The sequence below is a fragment of the Arthrobacter sp. CAU 1506 genome, assembly GCF_005047635.1.
Lineage (GTDB): Bacteria > Actinomycetota > Actinomycetes > Actinomycetales > Micrococcaceae > Crystallibacter.
In genome coordinates this window covers 166065-190363 of record NZ_SUKC01000009.1, presented here as the reverse complement: position 1 = coordinate 190363, position 24299 = coordinate 166065, and the positions used below count along the sequence as shown (strand labels likewise).

Here is a 24299-nt window from a genome sequence, read left to right as displayed (position 1 = left end):
CGAGCGCTTTGAGCGTGTGCGGCATCTCGGTGACCAGGACCCTGGCCCGGCCCAGCAGCAAAGCGCCGCAGTTCGGGGACTCCCGGCGCGCCAACCCGACCTGCTTGGCGATCCCTTCACCCCGCCGCGCGGCGGGCACGCCCTTGGCGGCCCGCTCGGCCAGCATCTGCTGCTCCAGGGCGACGATGAGCTGGGCCTGCTCCGCGGCGATCGCGTCCTTCGCGTTCTCCCGCGCGGTGATCTGGTCCACCAACTCCGCAGCAGACGCCCCCAGATCCACCGGCGGCAACCACACCGCGGACCCGTTGCCCGCGGGCAGCCCAACCGCCGGAACCCTGCCGCCAACAGCCGTGGCTTCCGCCGGAGGGGCAACGCCGGCCGGGGTTGACGCCGGCGAAGCTCCGCTGACCGATGATGCGGCCGCAGGTGCCGCGCCAGCAGACACCGCACCAGCAGGGGCGCCATCGGAGGAGACAGCGTCGGATCGTGCGGAGGCCTGCGCCGCGCCAGGCGGTTCAGGTACTGGCGGATCAAACATCTTCAGCGTCTCAATCTTCAGCGCGCATCAAGGGCACGGCATCGACTACGAACGGTCACGGAACAAAGCCCGCAGACGCCACCCGGAAAATCCCTACCGGTGGCCAACGTTTGGTGCTGAACTGCTACTGAAAACAGCCTATAAGTCGGGTCGGACACTATCGGCCGGAGCAAGTTGTGCGCTGGCCTGTTAGGGATTTGCCATGACGGGGAAGGCCGCGCAGGTGCCGACCGAGGCTGGTTCCGCCGACCGGCTGGTTCTGATGTGCACCGATATACCGACCGATGCAGGCCTGGCCGCAGACGTCCATGAGCATGGCGTCCAGGGGCGCGGCATCTGACGGTGCGGGGCTGAAGTCGAACCCGCAGCGGCAACCGCCTGACGTTGAAAGCGATATAGGGCTCGGCGATCAGCCACGGTGCTCAATGTTCGCTCAAGGATCCGCCACGGTCCCCGATTCGCTCAACGGCCGCAGCTATGCGGCCGAGATCCGCAACCGTGCCCGACGGTTCGCCTAAGGCTCCGCGATTCGTTGCGCGGACGGATTACCCTATCCGGCTACGTCTACAGGTGCCTGGCGGCAGGCTTCGACGAAGGGTTCCAGCAAGGCGTGGAGTTGGCCGTCGGGTGAGCCGGGTTCTTCGGGATGCCGCTGCACGGCGAGCAGCCAGCCTTCATCAGGGCGGGCCAGCTCCACCGCTTCAACCACGCCGTCAGCCGCGGTTGCCACGACGCGCAGCCGGTCACCGAGCCGCCGGACCGCCTGATGGTGGCCAGACTGGACGGTGACCGTTGCCGTGCCAAGCGCTGCGCCCAGCAGGCTATCGGGTGCGATCTGCACCGGATGACTGGCCATCGGCGGCTGGGGCTGATGGATCTTGTGGATGGAATCTGCGCCGAGGTCTTCGAACAACGAGCCGGCGAAGGCAACGTTGATGAGCTGGAGTCCGCGGCAAATTCCGAGTACGGGCCGGCCGTTTTCGATGGCCCCGTTGACGAGGTCGATCTCGGTCTCATCGGCTCCGGTGTCAACGCAGTGGACGGTGGGTTCATCGGTATCCCCGCCGTAGCGGGCTGGGTCCACGTCGCCGCCGCCGAGGACGACCACGCCGTCGTAATCCAGGGCGCTGAAGACGTGGCCGGAGGCCGAGTCCAGGACGACGGGTTCCGCCCCTGCGGCGCGCAGGCCGTCGGCCGCCCGGTGGGCCAAATTTGCCAGTCTCTTCGAGAACCACGCCGGATGCGACGGCGCTCCCCGCACGTAGCTGACGGCGATCCGCGGGCGGGCACCGTCGCCGGCCGCCGCGCGGGCACCGCCACCGCCGGCCGCCGCGCTGGCAGCGCCACCGTTGGCCGCCGCGCTGGCAGCGCCGCCGTTGGCGAAGGGATGGGCAGTGCCGCCGTTGGCCACCTGGCGGTCACTGCCGCCAGCCAAGTGCCGGCCGCCGCCGTCGTCATCAACCGAGCGGGACACGGCGGTCAGGCGGGGTAGAGCGGATTGTGGCCGGGGGTGACGCGTTCGGCTTCGCGCACGGGGCCCGGCGCGGTGCCTTCGCCGAACGGGCTGCCGCCGAGTGCTTCGCGGCCGTGCTCGGTCAGCCAGCCGGAGAGGTCCGGGCCTTGCGGGACGATCCCGGTGGGATTGATGTCCTCGTGCACGATGTAATAGTGCCGCTTGATCTGCACGAAGTCGGTGGTGTCGCCGAAGCCCGGAGTCTGGAACAGGTCGCGGGCGTAGCCCCACAGCGCGGGCATCTCGCTCAGCTTGTTCCGGTTGCACTTGAAGTGCCCGTGGTAGACGGCGTCGAAGCGGGCCAGCGTGGTGAAAAGGCGGACGTCTGCTTCGGTGATGGTGTCGCCCATCAGGTAGCGCTGGCTGGTGAGGCGCTCCTCGAGCCAGTCCATCGCGGCCCAGAGCCTGTCATAGGCGGCGTTGTAGGCTTCCTGCGAACCGGCGAAGCCGCAGCGGTAGACCCCGTTGTTGACCTCGGTGTAGATCCGCTTGATGACCGGCTGCATCTCCTCGAGTTTGTCGGCCGGGAGCAGGTCCGGGGCGCCGTCGCGGTGGAATTCCTTCCACTCAGTGGAGAAGTCCAGGGTCATCTGCGGGTAGTCATTGGTGACGACGGCGCCGCTCGCCTCCTCGACCATGGCTGGCACGGTGATGCCGCGCGGGTAGCCAGGGAAGCGCTTGAAGTAATTCTCCTGCAGGCGCTCGGTACCAAGCACGGGATCCCGGCCGTCGGGGTCCAGGTCGAAGGTCCAGGAGCGGGCGTCGTGGGTGGGACCGGGCAGGCCCAGCGAGATGGCGTCTTCGAGTCCGAGCAGTCGGCGCACGATGATGGCGCGGTTGGCCCAGGGGCAGGCGCGGGCAGCAACCAAGCGGTAGCGGCCGGCTTCGACAGGCCAGGCTTTGGCGCCGTCGCCCAGCCCGCCGTTCGGGTTGCCGATGGTGCCGCCGGTCGGGCCGTCGGATGTACGGACGGCGTCGGGGTCGGCGACGATCCGGTCCTCGATGTAGCTGGTGTCCCGGTCGAATTCTTCGCCGCTGTGGACGTAGGCGCCTTTGGTGCTGAATTGTGCCGTATCGCTGGTGTGGCTCATGCTTCCACCATATCTGCGGGTTGGCTTCGGCGGGATGGGAAGCGTCCTTCAGCCGCGCAGTTTGTGCAGCAGCAGCGCAACGTGCAGCGAGGTCCGCGACTCGGCGTCGTCGAGCCGGACCCCCAACTGCTCCTGCAGCCGCGCCAGCTTGGCGTACAGCGTGGGGCGGCTAACGTAGCCATGGCGCGCCAGTCGGGCCTTGTTTCCTCCGGATTCAACGAAGCGCTGGAGCAGGTCAAGGGCGCCCGAGTCCTGGCTGATGGGGGCAAGCTCAGCCTCCGCGAAGGCGGCCGCCCGCGGATCGTCGCGCAGCATGGAGAGCAGACCGCGCAGCCGGACATCGGCCGACCGGTAGAACCTCCGGCCGCCACCGGGCCCTGCCGCGGAGCCGAGCCCCGCCGCGGAGCCGAGCCCTGCCGCAGATTCGGCCACGTGCGCGGCTTCGTCCAGTCCGGCGGCGGCAGCCAGCAGGTCCGGCCGGCCGCGGCCGACGCCAACCGCCCAGTCGACGCTGGCCTGCTCGGCCAGCTGCCCGCACAACCGTTCCAGCACCGGGTCTTCCAACTGCCGGGCGGGCACGGCCAGCAGCACGCCCAGCACGCCGGCCTGCAGGCTGGCAGCCAGGGCCGGCACCCGGGCGGCCGCCAGTACGCTGTGCAGCAGATCCAGCAGCGCCCGCTCGCGCCGCTGGACTTCAATCGGTTCTTCACCAGGCCGCCGATCCAGCCGGAACACCACCGGCAGGTACACGGGCGCCGCCGACAGGCCCAGGGCGGCCGCACGGGCCAGGGCTTCGGATTCCTCCAATGCTCCGGGCCGGCGAAGTTCGTGCAGCAAGCCGGCGCGCGCCTGATGGCCGAGTTCGCGCTGGTCCCGTTCCGCCATCCGGTTGATGGTCAATGCCTGGCCGGCCCGCTCCAGGACCATGACGTCGTCGCCGTCGACACCCGCATGACCACCCGCCTGACCACCCGCCTGACCACCCGCTGGACCACCCGCCGGACCACCCGCCGGCACTACCAGGCGGCCCCAGCGCTGGCCGCGCAGCCCGACGGGCGCCTGCAGCCAGCCCGCGTCCCCGGCCCGGGCCGTCTCCTCGCGGTAGTGCACCAGCCGGGATCGTTCGGCCCACCCGTTGAGCAGTTCCGACGCAGGCACACCGGCGGCGGCGAAGGCCAGCACCAGGTGCGCCACGTCCTCAAGCACCACCGGCGACCCGATCAGCTCGGCCGTGCGGGCCACAATCTCCTCCGGCGGGGCGTTCTCCAGGCTGAGCATGGTGAAGACCTCGTGCACCTGCCTGGACCGCTCCAGCTGCGCCAACTGCCCCGCGACCAGCATCCGGTGCACCACTTCGGTGACCTCGACAAAGCGGATGCGGCGGGTCAGCAGGATGACCGGCAGCGTGGCTTCGCCTGCGGCCTGGCGCAGTGCCGACTCTGCCTGCGGCCGCTGCGCGGTGATTTCGACGACGACGCCGGCGGCACCTGCCGCCGCCAGCTCGCCGAGGTACCGGGCTGCTTCCGCGGACGAGTCCTCGAAGGCCAGCCCGGTAGTGAGCACCAGTTCGCCGCCCTCCAACAGCCCGGCCAGGCTTTTCAGCTCGGCCACATGCACCCAACGGACCGACGATTCGAGGGCGCCGGATCCGGCCAGGACCTCCGGCACTCCGGCACGCACCACCGCCAGATCCAAGACGTCCCGCACAGTCAGCATTGACACAGTGTAAGGCTAATACGTGCATTTCCGACAGGGTGTAAGTGGTGGGCGGCGCGTGACCGGCAGATGATGAAGCCAAGAACCCGACCTCGACGCGCCTCGACACAGACGCGCCACACGGCCCGGACTGGGCAGACGCGGAACTTCACCGAACTACATCAAGGAGCACCATGCAGACCATCCAGCACTGGATCGCCGGGAGCTACGCCAACCCTGATCCCGACAGCCGGCTCGGCGAGGTGACCAACCCGGCCACCGGCAAAGTCTCCTCCCGCGTGGCCCTGGCGAGCGCCGCCGTCGTCGATCAGGCCGTACAGGCAGCGGCGGCAGCATTTCCGGCCTGGCGGGACACCTCGCTGGCGCGCCGTGTGCAGATCCTTTTCGCTTTCCGCGAGCTGCTGAATGCCCGCAAGGGCGAGCTGGCCGCGATCATCACGGCCGAGCACGGCAAGGTGCTGGATGACGCGCTCGGCGAGGTGGCCCGCGGGCAGGAAGTGGTGGAGTTCGCCTGCGGCATCCCGCATCTGCTCAAGGGCGGCTACACGGAAAACGCTTCCACCAAGGTGGACGTCCATTCGGTGCGGCAACCGGTGGGACCGGCGGTGATCATCTCCCCGTTCAACTTCCCGGCAATGGTGCCGATGTGGTTCTTCCCGGTGGCCATCGCCGCCGGCAACACGGTAGTGCTCAAGCCGAGCGAGAAGGATCCGACGGCGGCCAACTGGATGGCCGAACTGTGGAAGGAAGCCGGGTTGCCGGACGGCGTGTTCAACGTGGTGCACGGCGACAAGGAGTCCGTGGACGCGTTGCTGGAGCATCCGGAGATCAAGTCCGTTTCCTTCGTCGGGTCGACGCCGATCGCCCGCTACGTCTACGAGCGCGGCACCGCCTCGGGCAAGCGGGTGCAGGCGCTGGGCGGAGCGAAGAACCACATGCTGGTGCTGCCGGACGCGGACCTGGATCTGGCCGCTGACGCCGCGGTCAATGCCGGCTACGGCGCTGCCGGCGAGCGCTGCATGGCGATTTCCGCGGTGGTGGCGGTGGAGTCGGTGGCTGACGAGCTGGTGGCCAAGATCGCCGAGCGCACCGCGAAGCTGCGCGTGGGCGACGGCATGCGCGGCACGGACATGGGCCCGCTGGTCACGGCAGCGCATCGGGACAAAGTGGCCGGCTACATTGCGGCGGGCGAGGAGGCCGGTGCCGAGCTGGTGCTGGACGGGCGCACGGTGGAACCGGATGCCGAGGGCGATGGCTTCTTCCTGGCACCGACGCTGTTCGACCGGGTGACGCCGGAGATGTCCATCTACACCGACGAGATTTTCGGACCGGTCTTGTCTGTGGTGCGCGTGCCGGGCTACGACGAGGGGCTGACGCTGATCAACGACAACCCGTACGGCAACGGCACGGCGATTTTCACCAACGACGGCGGGGCCGCCCGCCGCTTCGAGAACGAGGTGCAGGTGGGTATGGTGGGCATCAACGTCCCAATCCCGGTACCGATGGCGTACTACTCGTTCGGCGGCTGGAAGAACTCGCTCTTCGGCGACAGCCATGCACACGGTTCCGAGGGCGTGCACTTCTTCACCCGCGGCAAGGTGGTGACCACCCGCTGGCTGGACCCGAGCCACGGCGGCATCAACTTGGGATTCCCTCAGAATATTTGATCCCGCTGCCCTGCCAACCCGACCATTCGCCGTCGTAGTTTGAGGAGAGACAGATGACCACCACCACCGGCACCGCGCTGAGCGCCGAGGAACTGGAAGCCGGCCGCCGCGCCTACGAGCTGGACCGCCAGCACGTGTTCCATTCCTGGTCCGCGCAGGAACTGATCACGCCCATGGTGATTACCCGGGCGGAAGGCTCCTGGGTCTGGGACGGAGAAGGCAACAAGCTGCTGGACTTCTCCTCGCAGCTGGTCAACACGAACATCGGCCACCAGCATCCCAAGGTGGTGGCCGCGATCCAGCAGCAGGCCGGACTGCTCTGCACGGTGGCGCCGCAGCACGTGAACGCTGCGCGCTCGGAAGCCGCTCGGTTGATCGCCGATCTGACGCCCGGGGACCTGAACCGGATCTTCTTCACGAACGGCGGCGCCGAAGCCGTGGAGCATGCGGTACGGATGGCCCGGCTGCACACCGGCCGCTACAAGGTGCTCTCCGCCTACCGTTCCTACCATGGCGGCACGGCGCTGGCCGTGAACGTCACCGGCGACCCGCGTCGGGTGGCCAACGACTACGGGAACGCGGGAACGGTCCACTTCCACGCGCCGTTCCTGTACCGCAGCCAGTTCCATGCCGCGGACGAAGCCCAGGAATGCCAGCGTGCGCTGGAGCATCTGGAGACCACTATCCAGCTGGAGGGCGCCGACCGGTTTGCCGCGATCGTGCTGGAGTCCATCCCCGGCACCGCGGGCATCATGGTTCCGCCGCCGGGCTACCTGCAGGGTGTCCGCGAGCTGGCCACCAAATACGGCATCGTGTTCATCGCCGATGAAGTGATGGCCGGCTTCGGGCGCTCCGGCCGTTGGTTCGCCATTGACCATGCCGGTGTTGTTCCGGACTTGCTGACCTTCGCCAAGGGCGTGAACTCCGGCTACGTGCCGCTGGGCGGGGTGGCGATCTCCGAGGAGATCTTCCAGACCTTCGCCCAGCGGGTCTATCCGGGCGGCCTGACCTACTCCGGACATCCGCTGGCCTGCGCCGCGGCGGTGGCCACGATCAACGCGATGCGCGAGGAGCAGATGGTGGAGCATGCCGCTTCGCTGGGTACCGAGGTGTTCGGTCCCGGGCTCGCGGAGCTGGCGGCGAAACATCCGTCGGTGGGCGAGGTGCGCGGCGTCGGGGCCTTCTGGGCGGTAGAGCTGGTGCGCAACCGTGCCACGCGCGAGCCGCTGGCGCCGTACGGTTCCTCGACCCCGGAGATGAACGAGCTGATTGCGGCCTGCAAGTCCCGCGGGCTGCTGCCGTTCGCCAACTTCAACCGGATCCACGTGGTGCCGCCGCTGAACACCAGCGCGGAGGACGCCCGGACCGGTTTGGCCATCCTGGATGAGGTGCTGAAGCTGGCGGACGCGCACGTCGAGGGCTGACGCTGCGGGGAGGGTTGACGCTGCGGGGAGCTGACGCTGCGGGCGGGCCGAGGGAAGCCCGCAGCGTCAGCCTTGGTAGGTTGTTCAAAGCCACACACACCTACCGCAGGAGAGCCAGGCGCATGGGCATTCATTGGGACCGGCTGGACGAGCGGCTGCGTGCGCAGGTGGAGGCCAACACCACTCAGTACGAGCGGGTACGCCCGGCGCTGGCAACCGTGACGTCCCAATTGCAGTCCGGCATCCGGGACATCTTCCGCACGGCCGAGCTGACGCCGTTGTTCGTCACCGCCCGGACCAAGAGCGTTGATTCGTTCCGGGACAAGGCGTCGCGGATGCTGCAGCCTACGGAACCGGGTGGCGAGCCGGCGCTGGAGTTCCCGGATCCCTTGCGCGAGATCCACGATCTGGTCGGCGTCCGCGTGATTGTGAGCCTGCCGCATGAGATCCGGCAGGCCGCAGCGTTGATCAAGCGCCAACGCAGCGACTTCGACTGCCGAGCCGACCGGGAGAAGGACATCGGCTCGATCGAGTCGGGCACCTATGGCTACTCCAGCCGCCACCTGATCATGCGCACGCTGCAGAACAATACGGTGAAGGCCTACCAGCAGGCCCTGGGCGAACCGGCCCGCGCCACCGGCAGCTACCTGTTCGAAGTCCAGATCCGCACGATCCTGGCGCATGCGTGGTCCGAACTGGAGCACGATATCCGCTTCAAGTCCTCCGATCCGCGGGCCTGGAGCCCCTACTTCGACCGCCAGTTCACTGCCACGGCGGCCATGCTGGAGGCGGTGGAGTCGGCCTTTGCCGAACTGCACGAGCGGTACGAGACCGTCACCGGCTACTGGGACGAAGAGGGCGAAGGAGCGGCACCGCTGACGCCCCGCCGGGTCCGCGAGGTCTGGCAGACCCTGCTGCCGCACGTGGACCGCAAGTCCGACGACGATTGGGGCTGGGCCGCGGAGCTGTTGGCCGCGCATGGCCTGAAGACCACCACCGAACTGGCCGCTTTGCTGAATCCGGAAACCATTACCGATGTCCGCGCGGCCTTGGAGCACCGCTACTCCCCCGGTCCGGACCGGCTGCTGGACGACCTGCTGCTCTGGCGCTTCGGCCGGCGCCACATCGAGCTCACCGCCGGCCAGGACGAACACCGGCGCGAGTCGCTGCAGCGCCGGTTCCGGCAGCTGGAGACGTACCGCTTGGGCATCTAGAGCCGCTCCAGGCCCCTGACACCTAGGTTTCATCACGGCCCTTCCCTACGCTGTGGTGAAACGTTGGATGATCCGCAGCGGGGCAGCTGCGGGTCCAAGCAGGAGGTGCCATGTCCCCTACAAGCCAGAAGACGCGATCCAATCCGGTGTCCGCAGCCATGCGGCCGGTCAATTCGCTGGTTGAGCGCTTCATCCCGAGTGCGCTGGTCTTCGCCATCGTGCTCACGGTCGTGGTGGCCATCATGGCCCTGGCCCTCACCGGCTCAAGCCCGGTGGAGGTGGTGCAAGGCTGGGGCGACGGGTTGTCCGGCCTGCTGTCCTTCATGACGCAGATGGCCCTGATCCTGCTGCTGGGCCACACGTTGGCGAACACCAGGCCGGTCCGCCGGCTGCTCTCCTTTCTGGGCGGCGTGCCGCGCGGCCCGATCCAGGCCTACGTCTTCGTCTTCGTGGTGGCCGCCGTGGCGTCGCTGATCACCTGGGGCCTGGGCCTGGTGGTCGGCGCCTTGCTGGCCAAGGAAGTCGCGGCCCAGTTAAAGGCCAAGGGCATCCGGCTGCATTTCCCGATGCTGGTGGCCGCCGCCTTCTCCGGCTTCGTGGTCTGGCACATGGGTTACTCGGGTTCCGGGCCGCTGACCGCCGCCACGGAGGGTTCCTTCCTGGCCGAGCAGATCGGCCGGACCATCTCGGTCAGCGAAACCACGTTCTCGCTCTGGAACATCCTGGCCGCCATCGCCACCGTGATTGTGGTGGGTGCGGCACTGTCCTTGGTGGCCCCCCCGCGGCGATGACAAAATCGTGGAACTGGAAATTGATGCCCGCGACGGCGAGGCGGACTACGACGACGACGTGGTCACCCCGGCCGACCGGCTCGACGCCAGCCGCATCCTGACCCTGCTCGTCGGGCTGGCGTTGGTGGCTTATTTGGCCATCCACTTTGGCAGCGGCGGCACGCTAACCCTGGACATCGTCAACTGGTCCTTCCTGGCCTTGATTTTCCTGCTGGTCCGCAACCCGTTCGAACTGATCGCGCTGATCAAGCACGCGGCATCCAACGTGGGCGACATCCTGCTCCAGTTCCCGCTCTATGCCGGGATCATGGGGATCATGACCGCCACCGGCCTGATCACCGTGCTGTCGGACTTCTTCGTGAACATTTCCACCCCGCAGACCTTCGGCGTGCTGGCGCTGCTCTCCGCCGGGCTGGTCAACTTCTTCGTCCCGTCAGGCGGCGGCCAGTTCGCGGTCCAGGGCCCCATCATGCTCGACGCCGCGGCGCGGCTGGACGTGGACCCCGCCGTCGCCATCATGGCCGTGTCCTACGGCGACCAGTGGACCAACATGATCCAGCCGTTCTGGGCACTGCCGCTGCTGGCCATCGCCGGACTGAAGATGCGCGACATCCTCGGCTACACCATGGTCACGATGCTCGCCTCGGGCCTGGTCTTCGCCGCGACCATGCTGATCGTCGGCGCCGGCTAGCCGTCTGAAGACAGCTAGCCGGCGAAGGCGAAGCGGTCCCGCCCCACCAGCAAACCGGTGGCTGCCTGCAGGAACGCGATGATGCACAGCAAGGTCAGCGACGCCGCCCAGGCCCCGGATGCGGCGAAGAGTCCGCCGAAGAGCGGCGGGCCGGCTGCGGCGAGCAGATACCCGATCGACTGGGCCATCCCGGAGAGCGCGCTGGCTTCGCGGTGCGTTCGGGTGCGCAGGCCGAAGAGCGAGAGCGCGGTGACCAGTGAGCTGCCGCAGCCGAAGCCCGCCACCAGCACCCAGAACAGCATGATCTGGGGCATCAGCAGAATGCCGAGCACCCCGGCCAGCACCAGCAGCGGCGGCCCCGCGGCAGCCAGCCGCTGGGTGGGCCCGCGCAGGACCACCGGCGTCAGCAGGCTGGACACCACACCGATCAGCTGGAACATCATCAGGTCCCAGCCGGACGCCAGCCCGCTGCGGCCGTGGAAGCGTTCCAGCGTGGGCAGCCAGGTGATGAGGATGTAGAAGATCATCGACTGCAAACCCATGTACAGCGTCACCTGCCAAGCGATGCCGGACTTCCAGACCGAGCCCCTGACCAGGGCAGGAGCCGCCGCCGCTTCCCGGGCCTGGTCGGGAAGCTGGCCGCCGGGGCGCAGCCGGGGCAGCCAGAGCAGCACGGCCGGCACCGCCAGCACCACGAAAGCGGTCAGCGCGAAGCGCCAGCCGGCCGGTTCGCCGCCGATCGGAACCAGCGAGAGCGGCACGGCCAGTCCGGCGCCCAGCGAGGCACAGCCGCCGAGCACGGCGGAATAGCCTCCGGTGAGCGAGGCCATCCGTTCGGGGAAATCGCGTTTGAGCAGCGCCGGCAGCATCACGTTGCACACCGCGATGGCGGAGCCGATCAGCATTGTGCCGATCCACAGATTCGCCAGGGGGCCGGGGATGGGCCGCAGCAAGGTGCCCGCGACCAGCAGCAGCAGCGCACCGAAGACGGTGCGTTCGACGCCGAACTTCTCGCTCAGGCCGTGCGCCAGCGGGGAGACTGCACCGAAAGCCAGCAGCGGCACCGCGGCCAGCACGCCCAGCGCGGCAACTCCGAGCCCGGTCTCCGCACCGATCTGGTCCAGCAGCGGACCGACGCTGGTCAGCACCGGGCGCAGGTTGGCGGCCACCACCAGGATGCCGGCAATCAGCACGCCGGCCGACAGCGCCCGGCTGGTTCCGCGGGTGTCCCGCACGGCCACTCCCTTCATCAATAGATAGTCTCAGGCAACTGTATGCGACAGATCACAGAAAGGGGCACCCGGTCCGCGCAGGAACTGAAGGTTCCGCGCGGCGGGTGCCCCTCCGCCGTCGTACTGGGCTGGAGTCCAGCAGTGGCCCGGACTGGACGCCCGGCTGCTACTTGGCGGCGTCCGCCGCGTCAGCCGCCTTGCCGAGCATCGGCAGGAAGGTGTCCAGCGCCCAAGGCAGGCTCAACGGGGATGCCGCGGAAATGGACAGCGTCAGGGTGTTGTCCGAGTCCGCCACCAGGGCGTCGTTCTTGATCGCGGGGATCTGGCCCAGCAGCGGATCGGTAGTGATCTGCTGCGCGGTCTTGTTATCCGGGACCCAAGTCACGAACACGTCGGATTCCAGCTCGTTGGCCTTCTCCGCGGACCACGGAATGAAGAACTCGGAGGAGTCCTTGGTGGCATCAGTGACCACGTCCGCCTGCACCATGCCTATGCTGCTGAGGAACTTCGGCCGGTTATCGTTGGCGGTGTAAACATTCACGCCGTCACCCTTGGCAGGCTCAAGGTTGCCGTAGATAAAGGTCTTGCCGGCCAGCTGCGGGTACTCGGAGGCCTTGGCCACAATGGTCTGCTCCGTCTCCGCCACCAGGTCCTCGGCCTGCTGGCTCAGGCCCAGCGCCTGGCCGATCATCTTCGTGGAGTCCTGCCAGTCGGTGCCGTACGGGGTCTCGGGGTAGGCAATGACCGGCGCGATCTTGCTCAGCGTGTCATAGTCCTCCTGAGTCAGGCCGGAGTAGGCGGCCAGGATAACGTCCGGGGCCAACTCGGCGACCTCGTCGAAATTGATGCCGTCCACCTCGGAGTACTGCACGGGCGCGTTTTCCGTGCCGATCGCGGCGCCGAGCTCCTCCAGCTTGGCGTCCCGCCAGGGCGTGGAGCCGTTCTCGTTGCCGCCCCAGTCCTCCTTCGGCATGCCGACCGGCACCACACCCAGCGCCAGTGCCACATCGGAATTCACCCAGGACACGGTGGCCACGCGCTCGGGCTGCTCTTTGATCACCGTCTCCCCGAACGCATGTTCAACGGTGACCGGGAACTGGTCCGTCGCTGCGGCTGACTGGCCGCCTTCGGAACCTCCGCCGGCAGGGCCGGTGGAGCAGGCGGTCAGGGACAACAGGACGACGGCGGCGGCAGCAACCAGACCGCGCATGCGTGAAACGCCCAACGTGGGGCCTCCTCGAATCAAAGGGAACGAACAGAAGTAAGGGTAGCCTATGCTCAGTTGGAATAAGCAACTACTTTGTTGCGTATTTCGACGACGGCGCTTCGGCACTGTCCGCGCAGCCCGTGCAGAAGGAGTCGGACCAAAACCGTTGACAAAGTCCGCGGCCCCCTGTGTCATAAGTGAAACTCGTTCATTTCCGGCAGACGCCGGGGCGACAGGAGCGGCCATGGTGGCAGGTTGGATTTTCCACTCCGGCAGGATCTTCGATGGCCTGCGCCTGCATCCTTCAGCCACGGCCGTCGCCGTCCGGGACGGCGTGGTCACCGCGGTGGGGACCGAGGCGGAAGTCCGGGCGGCCGCGGGGCCGCACACCACGGCCGTCGACCTGAATGGCCGTCTGCTGGCACCGGGCTTTACCGATGCCCACGTGCACGCGGTGATGGCCGGGCTGGAACGGCTGGGCTGCGACCTGTCCCAGTGCGTCGGAGCCGATGCCGTGCTGGCCCAGATCGCCGCCTCCGCCGGATCAGGCGACGCCGGATCCGGCGCCGCCGCATCAGGCAGTGCCTGGATCACCGGCGGCGGCTGGCACAAGGCGGACTTCCCGGGCGGCTATCCCACCCGCCAGGTGCTGGACGCGGTGGTTCCGGACCGGCCGGCCTATCTGGTCAATGCGGACCACCACAGTGCGTGGGTCAACAGCAAGGCCTTGGAACTGGCCGGCATCGACGCCTCAACCCCCGACCCGGCGGACGGGCTGCTGGAGCGCGAGGCCAACGGCTATCCGAGCGGGACGCTGCATGAGGGCGCCATGGACCTGGTGAACCGGGCCATCCCGCGCGCCACCGTGGAGGAAATGCGGGCCGGCCTGCTGGAAGCCCAGCGCTACCTGCACTCGGTGGGCGTGACCGGCTGGCAGGAGGCGATCCTGGGCGACTACGCCGGTTATCCCGAGGCCAGCGCCGCCTACCGGATGCTGCTGGACCAGGGCCTGCTCACCGGCCGAGCCGCCGGAGCACTCTGGGTGCCGCGGTCCACCACGGTGGAATCGGTCCCGGAGCTGGTGGCCGAGTTCATCGCGCGCCGGGAGCAGAACGCAGCCGCCGGCTTCCGCACCACCAGCGCCAAAATCATGGTGGACGGTGTGCCGGAGAACCGGACAGCGGCAATGCTCGAGCCCTACCTGACACCGTGCGCCTGTGAGGGCATGGCGGGGAACGACGGCGGTGCCTCCGCCGGCGCGGACCGAGGGCTGACCTACCTGTCCAAGGAGGTGCTGCTGGCAGTGACGGCGGCACTGGACGCGGCCGGATTCGACCTGCATCTCCACGTGATCGGCGACCGCGCGGTGCGCGACGGGCTGGACGCCGTCGCGCGCGCCCGCCGTGCCAACGGCCGCGGCGCCGGGCGCCACCACATGGCGCACCTGCAGATCATCCACCCTGCCGACGTGCCCCGCTTTGGCGAACTGGACGTCACCGCGAACCTGCAGGCACTCTGGGCCTGTAATGACGCACAAATGCGCGAGTTGACCGTGCCGTTGATCGGCCCGGAGCGCGCCGGCTGGCAGTATCCTTTCCGTTCGCTGGCGGCATCCGGCGCCCGGCTGGCGATGGGCTCCGACTGGCCCGTCTCCACACCTGACCCGTGGCAGGCCATCCATGTGGCGGTCAACCGCAGCCACCCCGACGACGGCTCGGACAGCCCGTTGCTGCCGGGCGAGGCGCTGACCCTGGAGGCGGCGCTGGCCGCCTACACGTCGGGCTCGGCCTGGCTGAACCGCCATGACGGCGGCGGCCGGATCGCTCCCGGAGCGCCGGCCGATCTGGTGGTGCTGGACCGCAATCCGTTCAGCCTGCCGGCGGCGGAGCTGCACACCGTCGGCACGGACCTGACGTTCGTGGCTGGCGAACCGGTGTTCGAGAGGCAGGCGGTGCGGGCATGAAAACGTTCTACGACCGGGCAGAAGGAGAAGTCCCGGCCTCCCGGATCGACGCGGCGCTGGCCGGGGCATCGCCCACGCCGTACTGGTTGGATGATCCTTCCCGCGCGGAGGCGCTGCCGCCGCTGCGGGGTTCGGTCACCGCGGACCTGGCGGTGGTCGGCGGCGGCTACACCGGATTGTGGACCGCACTGTTGGCCAAGGAACGTGACCCCGACCGCTCGGTGCTGCTGCTGGAGGGCAACCGGATCGGCTGGGCCGCTTCGGGCCGCAACGGCGGATTCTGCGAGGCCAGCCTGACCCACGGCAGCGCGAACGGGCAGAAACACCTCCCCGAGGAAACCGACCTGCTGGGCAAGCTGGGTCTGCAGAACCTGGACGAGATCGAACAGACCTTGGCCCGGTACGGAATCGACGCCGGTTTCGAGCGGACCGGGACGCTCTCGGTGGCCACCGAAGAGCACCACGTCGCCTGGCTTCAGGAAGAAGCCGCCGAAGACCCGGCCTTGGAGTTCCTGGACCGGTCCGCGGTGCAGCGGGCGGTCGCCTCATCGGCGTACCGTGCCGGCCTGCGCGACCGGCAGGGGACGGCGATGGTGCATCCGGCCAAACTGGCCTGGGGGCTGCGCGACGCCTGCCTGAGCGCCGGCGTCGAAATCCATGAACACACCCCGGTGCGGTCGGTGGCAGGGCGGGCCGGGGTGCTGGCGCTGCGCACCGACTTTGGCTCCGTGGCCGCGGGCCGGGTGGCCTTGGCGACCAACGCCTTCCCGTCGCTGCTGGCGCGCACCCGGCTGCACACCGTCCCGGTCTACGACTACGCCCTGATGACCGAGCCGCTGACCGGTGCGCAGCGCGAAGCCCTCGGCTGGGCGGAACGGTTCGGCATCTCGGACAACGACAACCGGTTCCATTACTACCGGCTGACCACGGACGCGCAGGGGCAGGACCGGATGTTGTTCGGCGGGTATGACGCGGTCTACCATTACGGCCGGTCGCTGAAGCACAGCCATGACCAGCGCCCGGAAACGTTCCGCCGGCTCGCCGCCCATTTTTACGCCACCTTCCCGCAGCTGGCCGACGTCCGGTTCAGCCATGCCTGGGGCGGCGCAATCGACACCTGCAGCCGGTTCTTTTCCTTCTTCGAGACCGCGTACGGCGGCCGGGTGGCCTACTGTGCCGGCTTCACCGGCCTGGGCGTGGGAGCCTCGCGCTTCGGCGCCAACGTAATGCTGGATTTGCTCTCCGGTCAGCCGACCGAGCGCACCCGGCTGCAGCTGGTGCGGAAGAAGCCGCTGCCGTTCCCGCCCGAGCCGCTCGCCTGGCTGGGCGTCAAGCTCACCACCGCCGCCATGGTCCGCGCCGACCGCAACCAGGGACGCCGCGGACCCTGGCTGAAAGCCATGGATGCGGCCGGCATGGGCTTCGACTCGTAGTCCGCTAGTCTGCGCCGATCGCCGCAGCGTCGGCGGGCACGGTGTGCGGGTCGGCGGGCGCTTCGCGCTTGCGCAGTAGCAGCATGCCGGCGGCGACCAGGCTGCAGGCCGCCGCCGCCCAGAACGGGGCGGAGACGTTGCCGAACCACTCGGCCACATGCCCCACCAGGATGGCCGACGCGGCTCCGCCGAGCCAGCGCAGGAAGTTGTAACCGGCGCTGTTCACGGCCCGCGGCCCGGAACCGGCGCTCATCGCGCTGCCGGTGAAGAGCGTATTCAGCACCCCGGAAACAATGCCGGAGACCACCACGCCGGCCACCACCACGGACTTGATGCCGGTGGACATGGCCAGCAGGATCACCGCATAGAGCACGACGGCGGCGATGGCCCCACCGCGCTCCCCCAGCCACCCGGCGACCTTCGGTGCCAGCACCACGCCGGACACGGCCACGCACAGGCCCCAGCCGAAGAACACGAAGCCAATGAACAGGGCACCCTCGTCCAGCACGAACGGGGCCCAGGCGATGATCGCGAAGAAGGCTGCGGTGTAGAAGGCGGACCCGATCGAGGTCAGCAGCAGGTTGCGGTTGCGCAGGGCCAGCAGCGGGTCCACCAGCCGTACCGGCTGCCGGTGGGACTTGTCCTTGTCCTTCTCCAGCATGCTGACGCAGAGGATGGCGCCGACGGCCATCAGGATGGCGGTTCCCGCGAACGGCCCGCGCCAGGTGATGCTGCCCAGCACGGCGCCGAGCAGCGGTCCGATCGCCAGCCCGACCCCCAATGCGGCTTCGTAAAGCAGGATGGCTCCCTGCTGCCCGCCGGCGGCCGCTCCGACAATCACGGAGAGCGCGGTGGCGATGAAGAAGGCGTTGCCCAGGCCCCAGAGCGCGCGGAGCCAGACCAGCGTCTCGATGTCGCCGGCCGCCGCGCAGAATCCGGCCGCGATGACGATCAGCACCAGTCCGGCCACCAGGGTCCGTTTGGCGCCGAACCGGTAGGACATCATGCCGGTGAGCAGCATGGCCACCACTTGCACGCCGAGGTAGGACCCGAAGAGCAGCGTGGTTTGCGAAGGCTCGGCCCCCAAGGACTCGGTGAGCACGTTGAGGATGGGATCCACCAGGCCAATCCCCATGAAGGCGATGACCGCGGCGAAGGCCGTCACCCAGACGGATTTCGGCTGGCCCTTGAGCGCGTCAGCCAGTTTGGCGTGCTGTTGCGGTGCCGCAACGTTGGTCATGGTTTACTCTCCTAATTCTTCAGCCGGCAGCGCGTTTGCTGCTTCCACCGCCAGCAGCCTGGACATCGCCGGTGCGGCCGCCTCCAGCAGGGTCCGGTCTTCGGGTCCGAGGTCTGCCAGCAGGCGGGCGAATTCGCGGTCCCGTTCGGCGGCGAGCGCAGCAATCTGCGAGCGCCCGTCGGAGGTCAGGTCCACCAGGACACGGCGCCGGTCATTCGGATCGGCCTGCCGCTCCACCAGCCCGATCCGGACCAGCCCGGCCACCACACTGGTAGCGGTCGGCATCTTCACGCCTTCCAGCGCGGCCAGCTCGCCCATCCGCAGTTTTCCTTTGTCCATCAGTGTGGTGAGCACCGAGGACTGGGCTGCCGTCACGTCCCAGCCCGGACTGCGCCGGCGGACCATCTGGTAGATCCGGGTCAGCAGCGGCCGGAGTTGCCGGGACAGCTCAAGTTGTTCATCCTGCATACTTAGATGGTCTAACTATTAGCTCTCTGAAGCAAGTTGGACCCCGCCCGGCGCCCGCGGGGACTGGTGTGTCCGCCCGCTCCGGGGGCTGTTCGCCGGTAGGCTGGCCCGGATTCCCCCGCATCGGGCGGGGCTGGGCAAGCAGGGACGGGGCATGGCGTTGTTTTCCACACTCGGGGTGTTGTACGTGGTCTTCCTGATCGGTATGGCCGTGCTGGTGGTGTGGGTGCTGGTCCTGCTGATCAGTTTCCTGCGCTTGAAGAATGCCGAACTCCGGGACGCCGCTGCACGGCGGCAGGCCGAACAAGGCGCGCCGTAACTCCAGCCGGCAAGAAAAGAGAACCGGGGACCTCACGTTCCAGCGCGCGGGAACGTCTGCAGAGGAGAGAATGGAAGCGGACGAAGGAGCGCTATGACCCGCGTGCACACCCTCATCGATACCCCGCTCGGGGAGCTGACGGCCGTCGCCGAGGACGGTTCGCTGACCGCGCTCTACTTCCCCAGCCACAAGCGGATGCCGGACACGGCGACGTTCGGTGAGCGCACCGCCGCCGGCTTCGAAGCGGTCGCCGAACAGCTGGCGGAGTATTTCGCCGGCCAGCGCCGTGACTTCGACCTCCCGCTGGCACCGAAAGGCGATCCCTTCAAGCTGAGCGTGTGGGCGCTGCTGCGGGAAATCCCGTACGGGCAGACCCGTTCCTACGGGCAGTTGGCCGCAGCGCTGGGCGATGTCCATTTGGCCCAGGCGGTGGGCCACGCCAACGGCAAGAACCCGATCTCCATCGTGGTGCCGTGCCACCGGGTGGTGGGCGCGGACGGCTCGTTGGTGGGCTATGCCGGCGGGCTGGAACGCAAGCGGTTCCTGCTGGAGCTGGAGGAGCCGGCCGAAGTGAAAGCCGGCAAACTTTTCTGATGCGAACCCCTCACGCAGCCCGCCCGGCCGCCGTCTACAGGGTGTGCGGATGAAACCCTTCGAGCAGCTGGTCGCTGACCATGGCCCCACCGTGCTGCGTGTCTGCCGAGCTGTGCTGGGTCCCGGACCGGATGCCGACGACGCGTGGTCCGAAGCCTTTCTCTCTGCGCTCAGGGCCTATCCGGAGCTGCCGTGGGACGCGAACCACGAGGCCTGGCTGGTCACCATTGCCCACCGCAAGGCCATCGACGTGGTCCGGCGGCGGGCCCGGACCCCGGTGCCCACCGATCAGCTGCCCGAATCCCCGTCGTTGCTGGGCATTCCCGGAAACGACGACGACGAACTGCGCCAGGCCGTCGCGGCCCTGCCGCTGCGGCAGCGCGAAGCCGTCGCACTGCATTATCTGGCCGGGCTGCCGTACGCCGAAGCGGCCGAGCTGACCGGTTCCACCACGGCTGCAGTCCGCCGCGCGGCCGCGGACGGCATGGCCAAACTGCGGGCGTTCTACCGGCGTGGCCAGCAGCCGGCCGCGGATGTTGCCGCACCCGATGCAAGCGAAGGAGCAATCCGATGACTGCCGAGAATCCCGCTGCCCAGGACACGGGTGCCGGACCCGAGCTGGACCTGCTGACCCGCCTGGACCCGGAGCAGCTGGAGCGGCTGCATCACCGGCTGGAGCAGGAGGCGGCGGCTACCGGCATCCTCGACCTGGTCTTCACCACCACCGACACGCCGGTCGGGACGCTGCTGCTGGTCGCCACGGAGCAGGGCCTGGTCCGTGTGGCCTTTGCCAGCGAGCACCACGAACATGTGCTCGCCGGCCTGGCGGAAACGGTCAGTCCCCGCATCCTGCGTTCTCCGGTCCGGCTGGAGTCGGCGGTCCGCCAGTTGGACGAATACTTCGCGGGCCGACGGCGCGTCTTCGACCTGCCGTTGGATCGGCGGCTGTCCAAAGGATTCCGCGCGGAGGTGCTCCACCACCTGCCCGCAATTCCCTACGGCCGCACCGAGAGCTATGCCCAGGTGGCCGCCGCCGTCGGGAATCCCAAAGCCGTGCGCGCCGTGGGCAGCGCCTGCGCCACCAACCCGCTGCCCGTCGTTGTGCCCTGCCACCGGGTGCTGCGCTCGGACGGCGCCTTCGGCGGATATCTGGGCGGGCCCGAGGCCAAGGCCTACCTGCTGGGGCTGGAGTCCGCGGCATGAGCACCCTGTTCGGTGACGCTCCGGCCGGCCCGCGCGAGATCGCACCCGGCGCAGTGCACGTGCCGGGCTGGCTCACCGTGGAGCAGCAGCGCGAACTGGTCGAAGCCTGCCGCGAATTCGGCCGCGGGCCGGTCCCCTACCGCGCCGCAAAACTGCCGGGCGGCCACGAGATGAGCGTGCGGACGCTGTGCTTGGGCTGGCACTGGGCCCCCTACAAGTACACCCGCACGGCCGACGACGTGAACGGCCAACGAGTGCTGGACTTCCCCGGCTGGCTGGCCGACTGGGGCCGGCGGGCACTCGCGGAGGCGTACCAGGACCCGTCCGCGGGCCGCGACTACAAGCCGGACACCGCGCTGATCAACTTCTACGACGACACCGCCAAGATGGGCATGCACCAGGACAAGGACGAGCAGTCGGGCGCCCCGGTGGTCTCGCTCAGCATCGGCGACGACTGCCTGTTCCGCTTCGGCAACACTGAGACCCGGACCAAGCCCTACACCGATATCCGGATGCACTCCGGGGACCTGTTTGTCTTCGGCGGACCGGCCCGGTTCGCCTACCACGGCGTGCCCCGGATCTACCCGGCCACCGCCGACCCAGCCTGCGGCTTGACCGGAGGCCGGCTGAACCTGACCATGCGGGTCACCGGTCTGGGTTGACCGGCCTTCGCCTTGTCCACAGGACCCTATCCACAGTACCGGAGCAGGACGGGACAACCCACGGCACGCTAGGAGAGAATCGATCCATGGAGAAAACCGCTTCCGGCGTCGTGCTGTGCGACGACGGCCTGGCCCGGCCGGCCTGGGCTGCCACGGACCCGCTGCTGCGCGAGTACTACGACACCGAATGGGGCATGCCGGTCCGCGGCGAACAGGGCGTCTATGAGCGCATCACGCTGGAGGGTTTCCAAGCCGGGCTGTCCTGGGCCACCATCCTGCGCAAGCGCCCGGCCTTTCGGAAGGCCTTCCACGATTTCCGGGTTGACACCGTCGCCGCGTATACCGAGGACGACGTCGAACGACTGATGCAGGACGCCGGTATTGTGCGCAACCGCGCCAAGATCCGTGCCGCCATCACCAACGCCAACGCCACCATCGCGCTGCGGGCCGAAGGCGGTTTGAGCGACTTCGTCTGGTCCTTCCAGCCGGACAGCACGCCGTCGCCACGCCACATCGGGGACGTGCCGACCACCTCGCCGGAATCCGTCGCGCTGTCCAAGGCACTGCGCAAACGCGGCTTCGCGTTCGTCGGGCCCACTACCATGTTCGCCCTGATGGAAGCCATTGGCCTGATCGACACCCATCTGGTGGACAGCCACCGCCGCGGTTCCTCCGGCGTGTGGAACTGAGGACTCTCTTTCACAATCACTTCACGCATCCGCCGGCGCGCTGAGATGCGTGCCACAATAAGGTCCACCCGCTGGCTACGCGGCGCCCGGAACGCCCGGGCGCTGGCCAGACACTGCAAGCGTTATCCGGTAAGGAGACCACGTTGACAATTCTTGTTGCCTACGCCCCGCGCCCCGAAGGCCGCGCTGCCCTGAGCAAGGGAATCCAGATGGCCACCCAGAACAACGAGAAGCTGGTGGTGGTCAACGCCAGCCCCGGAGGTGCGCAGAAGGACGAGTCGTTCGCGGACTCCCGCGACGCAGCATGGGTCCAGCATGAACTGCACAGCTCCGGCCTGGACACGGAATTCAAGCAGTTTGTCCGCGGCAAGGATGCCGTGGAGGAGATTGTGGATCTGGTCGAAGAACTCTCGGTCTCGCTGCTGGTCATCGGTCTGCGCAGGCGCTCGCCGGTGGGCAAGCTGATTTTGGGCAGCACCGCCCAAGAGATCCTGCTGACCGTCGATTGTCCGGTCCTGGCGGTCAAGGCCCGCTGATCCATGCAGGTCGACCTGCCGCTGGCTCCGCCGTTCGACGCTCCCGCCGCGCTGGCAGCACTGGCTGCCCACGCGGTCCCCGGCCTCGAGCGGGTCGACCCAGCGGCCGGCACCTGCACCCGCCTCTTCCTGACCGGCACCGGACCGGTGCCGGTCACCGCCACCCTGCTGCCCGACTCCGTCAGCCTGGACATCGGCGCCGAGTCCCCCGCCGCCGTTGCGGACATAACGACGGCGGTGCGCGGCTGGCTCGATCTGGAATTGGAACCGGAGCGGGTGGCGGCGATGTTGGGCAACGACGCCGTGGTCGGCCCGCTGATTGCCGCCCGCCCCGGACTCCGGATCCTCGGGTACCCGGACGGTTTTGAAGGCGCCGTCTGCACCGTGGTCGGCCAGCAGGTCTCGCTGGCCGCAGCCCGCACGTTCACCGGCCGTCTGGTATCCGCCTTCGGCTCCCCCGCTTGCTCGCCCGGCCGCTCCCCTTCGTCTCATTTTCTCCCTCACGAACGGGAGCAGGCGGCCGAACGGGAGCGAACCGCCCATCCGGAGCCGAAGGCCCGTACCGCGGTGGGCCGGTCCCGCCCGCCGAACGAGGCCGTCGCAGACCTGGTTGTGTTTCCCACGCCGGAGACACTCGCAGCTGCCGGCCCCGAAGCCATCCGCCAGGCCGTCGGCCTGACCAATGCCCGGGCACGCACCGTTCATGCCTTGGCCGAAGCTTGTGCTGCCGGATTGCGCATCGCCCCTGACACCGATCACGCCGAGGTCCGCCGCCGCCTGCTGGCACTTCCCGGGATTGGCCCGTGGACGGTCGAGTATCTGGCCATGCGGGCCCTGCACGACCGCGACGCCTACCCAGAGGGCGACCTGGTGCTGCAGCGGGCCCTCGAGGTGAAGACCGCCAAACAAGCCCGCGAACTCGGTCAAGCGTGGGCTCCGGTCCGCGCCTACGCGGTCTTCCACCTCTGGACCGCATCGGCCTACCTGCCGTAAGCAGTCAGGCACCCGCGCGGCGATCGCGTCGGGCTAGCTCCCCCGAGCAGTTCGGGGCCCCGCGCCCTCAGCCCTGTCCGCGGCCGGCCGCACCTGCCCGTTCAATCCGTTCCAGCAATTCCGCCGGCAACTCGAGATGGGGAACCCGCAGGTTGGAGCGGAGATGTCCCGGCTTCACCGTGCCGATCACCGCACTGGAGACACCGGGGTGGTTCAGTGCGAAGGCCAGCGCAATCTCGCTGGCGGCGAAGCCGTCGACGTCGTTGATAAACCGGTATTTGCGTCCCTGGATGAACTTGTGCCGGTGGTTCTTGAGCGCCCGCAGCAGGTACCAGACGTCGCTGGGGGCACCGATCTTGAAGATGTCCCGCGAGTACAACGTCTGCGCGAGCGGCGACTTGAGCTTGACGCCCACCCCCGCTTCCTTCGCCTCGGAGATCACTGCCTCCAGCGAGCGGTCCACTATGTTGTATTCCACCATCAGCGCGTCGAAGATGCCCAGCTTCAGCGCTTTCTTGGCTCCGCCGCGGCCGGTAGAAACGCCGAGCGCGCCGACCGTCCCCTTTTCCTTGAGCTTCAACGCGACGTCGATAGCTGGTTCGGCCGGGTGTGGGAAGCCGTGGAAATGCAGCAGCGGCAGATGGTCGATCTGCAGCCGGCGCAGACTGGCATGCACGCTGTTCTCAATGGCCCGGGGCGAGTAATCCTTCACATTGCGGTTGTTGATCCAGTGGGATCCCGCTTTTGTGGAGATGACCAGGTTTTCCGTCCGGCCCTTGAGGATGCGGCCCAGCCGCGCTTCGGCATTCCCGCGGCTGTAGTTCGGACCTGTATCGAAAACGGTGATGCCGCCTTCGAGGGCCTGGTCGACCAGCTGCGCTGCTTGCCGTTCCGGGAAGGACTTCATGCCCCAGTATCCGCCGGCACCAAAACTGAGTTCTGAGACCTGCAAGCCGGACCGTCCAAGCGAGCGTCGTTTCACCGTGACCCTTTCTGCGGCCGCTGGCCGCCGAATTCAACCATTCACCTCAGCCTACCGGGCACGGCGGAGTGGGGTGGTCGATCTGTGGGGGTTCGACGCGTTGGAGGTTCGACGGGTGCAGGAGGGCTCGACC

Annotated in this window: 22 protein-coding genes and 2 pseudogenes; 15 read left to right on the top strand and 9 right to left on the bottom strand. The window is 68.3% G+C overall.

Annotated elements, in window-relative coordinates; translation table 11 throughout:
• Positions 1–538, bottom strand: a pseudogene (locus E4J89_RS12130) (hypothetical protein); the annotation flags it as partial.
• A gap of 202 nt (positions 539–740) precedes the next feature.
• On the opposite strand from E4J89_RS12130, the gene E4J89_RS19410 reads away from it, so the two are divergent.
• Positions 741–878 (top strand): hypothetical protein, encoded by a 138-nt coding sequence (locus E4J89_RS19410; RefSeq protein WP_169303997.1) that lies wholly within the window; start codon positions 741–743, stop codon positions 876–878.
• Between the two features lie 210 nt (positions 879–1088).
• Here E4J89_RS19410 and E4J89_RS12125 read toward each other — a convergent pair whose 3' ends face one another.
• The 3 genes from E4J89_RS12125 to E4J89_RS12115 are packed head-to-tail and all read right to left on the bottom strand — an operon-like array spanning position 1089 to position 4858.
• Positions 1089–2012, bottom strand: coding sequence for a gamma-glutamyl-gamma-aminobutyrate hydrolase family protein (locus tag E4J89_RS12125; protein WP_136786393.1), 924 nt, complete (start codon positions 2010–2012; stop codon positions 1089–1091).
• A gap of 5 nt (positions 2013–2017) precedes the next feature.
• A complete protein-coding gene (locus E4J89_RS12120) occupies positions 2018–3142 on the bottom strand; it encodes a glutathione S-transferase C-terminal domain-containing protein (RefSeq protein ID WP_136786392.1) in 1125 nt (374 codons plus the stop codon).
• Between the two features lie 48 nt (positions 3143–3190).
• The gene (locus E4J89_RS12115) at positions 3191–4858 is read right to left on the bottom strand and encodes a PucR family transcriptional regulator (protein WP_136786414.1); all 1668 of its coding nucleotides are present in this window, start codon (positions 4856–4858) and stop codon (positions 3191–3193) included.
• Between the two features lie 173 nt (positions 4859–5031).
• Here E4J89_RS12115 and E4J89_RS12110 point away from each other — a divergent pair, with 173 nt between their 5' ends.
• From E4J89_RS12110 to E4J89_RS12095, 4 genes and pseudogenes are all read left to right on the top strand, one after another.
• Positions 5032–6525: a CoA-acylating methylmalonate-semialdehyde dehydrogenase gene (locus E4J89_RS12110; protein ID WP_136786391.1), complete on the top strand. Its 1494-nt coding sequence runs from the start codon at positions 5032–5034 to the stop codon at positions 6523–6525.
• Between the two features lie 53 nt (positions 6526–6578).
• A complete protein-coding gene (locus E4J89_RS12105) occupies positions 6579–7949 on the top strand; it encodes an aspartate aminotransferase family protein (protein ID WP_136786390.1) in 1371 nt (456 codons plus the stop codon).
• Between the two features lie 122 nt (positions 7950–8071).
• Complete coding sequence (locus tag E4J89_RS12100) at positions 8072–9163, top strand: (p)ppGpp synthetase (RefSeq protein WP_136786389.1); 1092 nt, start codon at positions 8072–8074, stop codon at positions 9161–9163.
• A 158-nt stretch (positions 9164–9321) separates the two neighbouring features.
• A pseudogene (locus E4J89_RS12095) lies at positions 9322–10645 on the top strand (TIGR00366 family protein).
• Positions 10646–10659: 14 nt separating this feature from the next.
• Here E4J89_RS12095 and E4J89_RS12090 read toward each other — a convergent pair.
• Both E4J89_RS12090 and E4J89_RS12085 read right to left on the bottom strand, forming a co-directional pair.
• A complete protein-coding gene (locus tag E4J89_RS12090; RefSeq protein WP_136786388.1) occupies positions 10660–11895 on the bottom strand; it encodes an MFS transporter in 1236 nt (411 codons plus the stop codon).
• A gap of 148 nt (positions 11896–12043) precedes the next feature.
• On the bottom strand, positions 12044–13087 hold the full coding sequence (locus E4J89_RS12085) for an iron-siderophore ABC transporter substrate-binding protein (RefSeq protein ID WP_136786413.1): 1044 nt from the start codon (positions 13085–13087) through the stop codon (positions 12044–12046).
• A gap of 241 nt (positions 13088–13328) precedes the next feature.
• Between E4J89_RS12085 and E4J89_RS12080 the strand changes: the two genes are divergently transcribed.
• Together E4J89_RS12080 and E4J89_RS12075 are read left to right on the top strand one after the other, a co-directional pair.
• Complete coding sequence (locus E4J89_RS12080; RefSeq protein ID WP_136786387.1) at positions 13329–15047, top strand: amidohydrolase; 1719 nt, start codon at positions 13329–13331, stop codon at positions 15045–15047.
• The gene (locus tag E4J89_RS12075; protein ID WP_136786386.1) at positions 15044–16480 is read left to right on the top strand and encodes an FAD-dependent oxidoreductase; all 1437 of its coding nucleotides are present in this window, start codon (positions 15044–15046) and stop codon (positions 16478–16480) included. Before E4J89_RS12080 ends, E4J89_RS12075 begins: the two co-directional genes overlap by 4 nt.
• Positions 16481–16484: 4 nt before the next feature.
• Here E4J89_RS12075 and E4J89_RS12070 read toward each other — a convergent pair whose 3' ends face one another.
• Together E4J89_RS12070 and E4J89_RS12065 are read right to left on the bottom strand one after the other, a co-directional pair.
• Complete coding sequence (locus tag E4J89_RS12070; protein ID WP_136786385.1) at positions 16485–17720, bottom strand: MFS transporter; 1236 nt, start codon at positions 17718–17720, stop codon at positions 16485–16487.
• Between the two features lie 3 nt (positions 17721–17723).
• Positions 17724–18188 (bottom strand): MarR family transcriptional regulator, encoded by a 465-nt coding sequence (locus E4J89_RS12065; protein ID WP_136786384.1) that lies wholly within the window; start codon positions 18186–18188, stop codon positions 17724–17726.
• Positions 18189–18342: 154 nt separating this feature from the next.
• Between E4J89_RS12065 and E4J89_RS19405 the strand changes: the two genes are divergently transcribed.
• The 8 genes from E4J89_RS19405 (at position 18343) to E4J89_RS12030 (ending at position 23184) form a co-directional block, all read left to right on the top strand.
• Entirely contained in the window at positions 18343–18507 is a 165-nt protein-coding gene (locus tag E4J89_RS19405; RefSeq protein WP_169303996.1) for a hypothetical protein, read from the top strand.
• A 93-nt stretch (positions 18508–18600) separates the two neighbouring features.
• Positions 18601–19101, top strand: a complete 501-nt coding sequence (locus E4J89_RS12060; protein ID WP_136786383.1) for a methylated-DNA--[protein]-cysteine S-methyltransferase — start codon at positions 18601–18603, stop codon at positions 19099–19101.
• A gap of 49 nt (positions 19102–19150) precedes the next feature.
• Positions 19151–19675 carry a sigma-70 family RNA polymerase sigma factor gene (locus E4J89_RS12055; protein ID WP_205754485.1) on the top strand — a complete coding sequence of 175 codons (525 nt, stop codon included), beginning with the start codon at positions 19151–19153 and terminating at the stop codon, positions 19673–19675.
• Positions 19672–20304, top strand: a complete 633-nt coding sequence (locus E4J89_RS12050; RefSeq protein ID WP_136786381.1) for a methylated-DNA--[protein]-cysteine S-methyltransferase — start codon at positions 19672–19674, stop codon at positions 20302–20304. The genes E4J89_RS12055 and E4J89_RS12050 overlap by 4 nt, the downstream gene beginning before the upstream one ends.
• The gene (locus E4J89_RS12045) at positions 20301–20966 is read left to right on the top strand and encodes an alpha-ketoglutarate-dependent dioxygenase AlkB (RefSeq protein ID WP_136786380.1); all 666 of its coding nucleotides are present in this window, start codon (positions 20301–20303) and stop codon (positions 20964–20966) included. Before E4J89_RS12050 ends, E4J89_RS12045 begins: the two co-directional genes overlap by 4 nt.
• An 86-nt stretch (positions 20967–21052) precedes the next feature.
• Positions 21053–21655, top strand: a complete 603-nt coding sequence (locus tag E4J89_RS12040; RefSeq protein ID WP_136786379.1) for a DNA-3-methyladenine glycosylase I — start codon at positions 21053–21055, stop codon at positions 21653–21655.
• A gap of 143 nt (positions 21656–21798) precedes the next feature.
• A complete protein-coding gene (locus E4J89_RS12035) occupies positions 21799–22191 on the top strand; it encodes a universal stress protein (protein ID WP_136786378.1) in 393 nt (130 codons plus the stop codon).
• A 3-nt stretch (positions 22192–22194) separates the two neighbouring features.
• A complete protein-coding gene (locus E4J89_RS12030; protein ID WP_136786377.1) occupies positions 22195–23184 on the top strand; it encodes an AlkA N-terminal domain-containing protein in 990 nt (329 codons plus the stop codon).
• Between the two features lie 67 nt (positions 23185–23251).
• Here the strand turns inward: E4J89_RS12030 and E4J89_RS12025 are convergent, their stop codons facing one another.
• Positions 23252–24136 (bottom strand): aldo/keto reductase, encoded by an 885-nt coding sequence (locus E4J89_RS12025; RefSeq protein WP_136786376.1) that lies wholly within the window; start codon positions 24134–24136, stop codon positions 23252–23254.
• Positions 24137–24299: the final 163 nt, after the last annotated feature.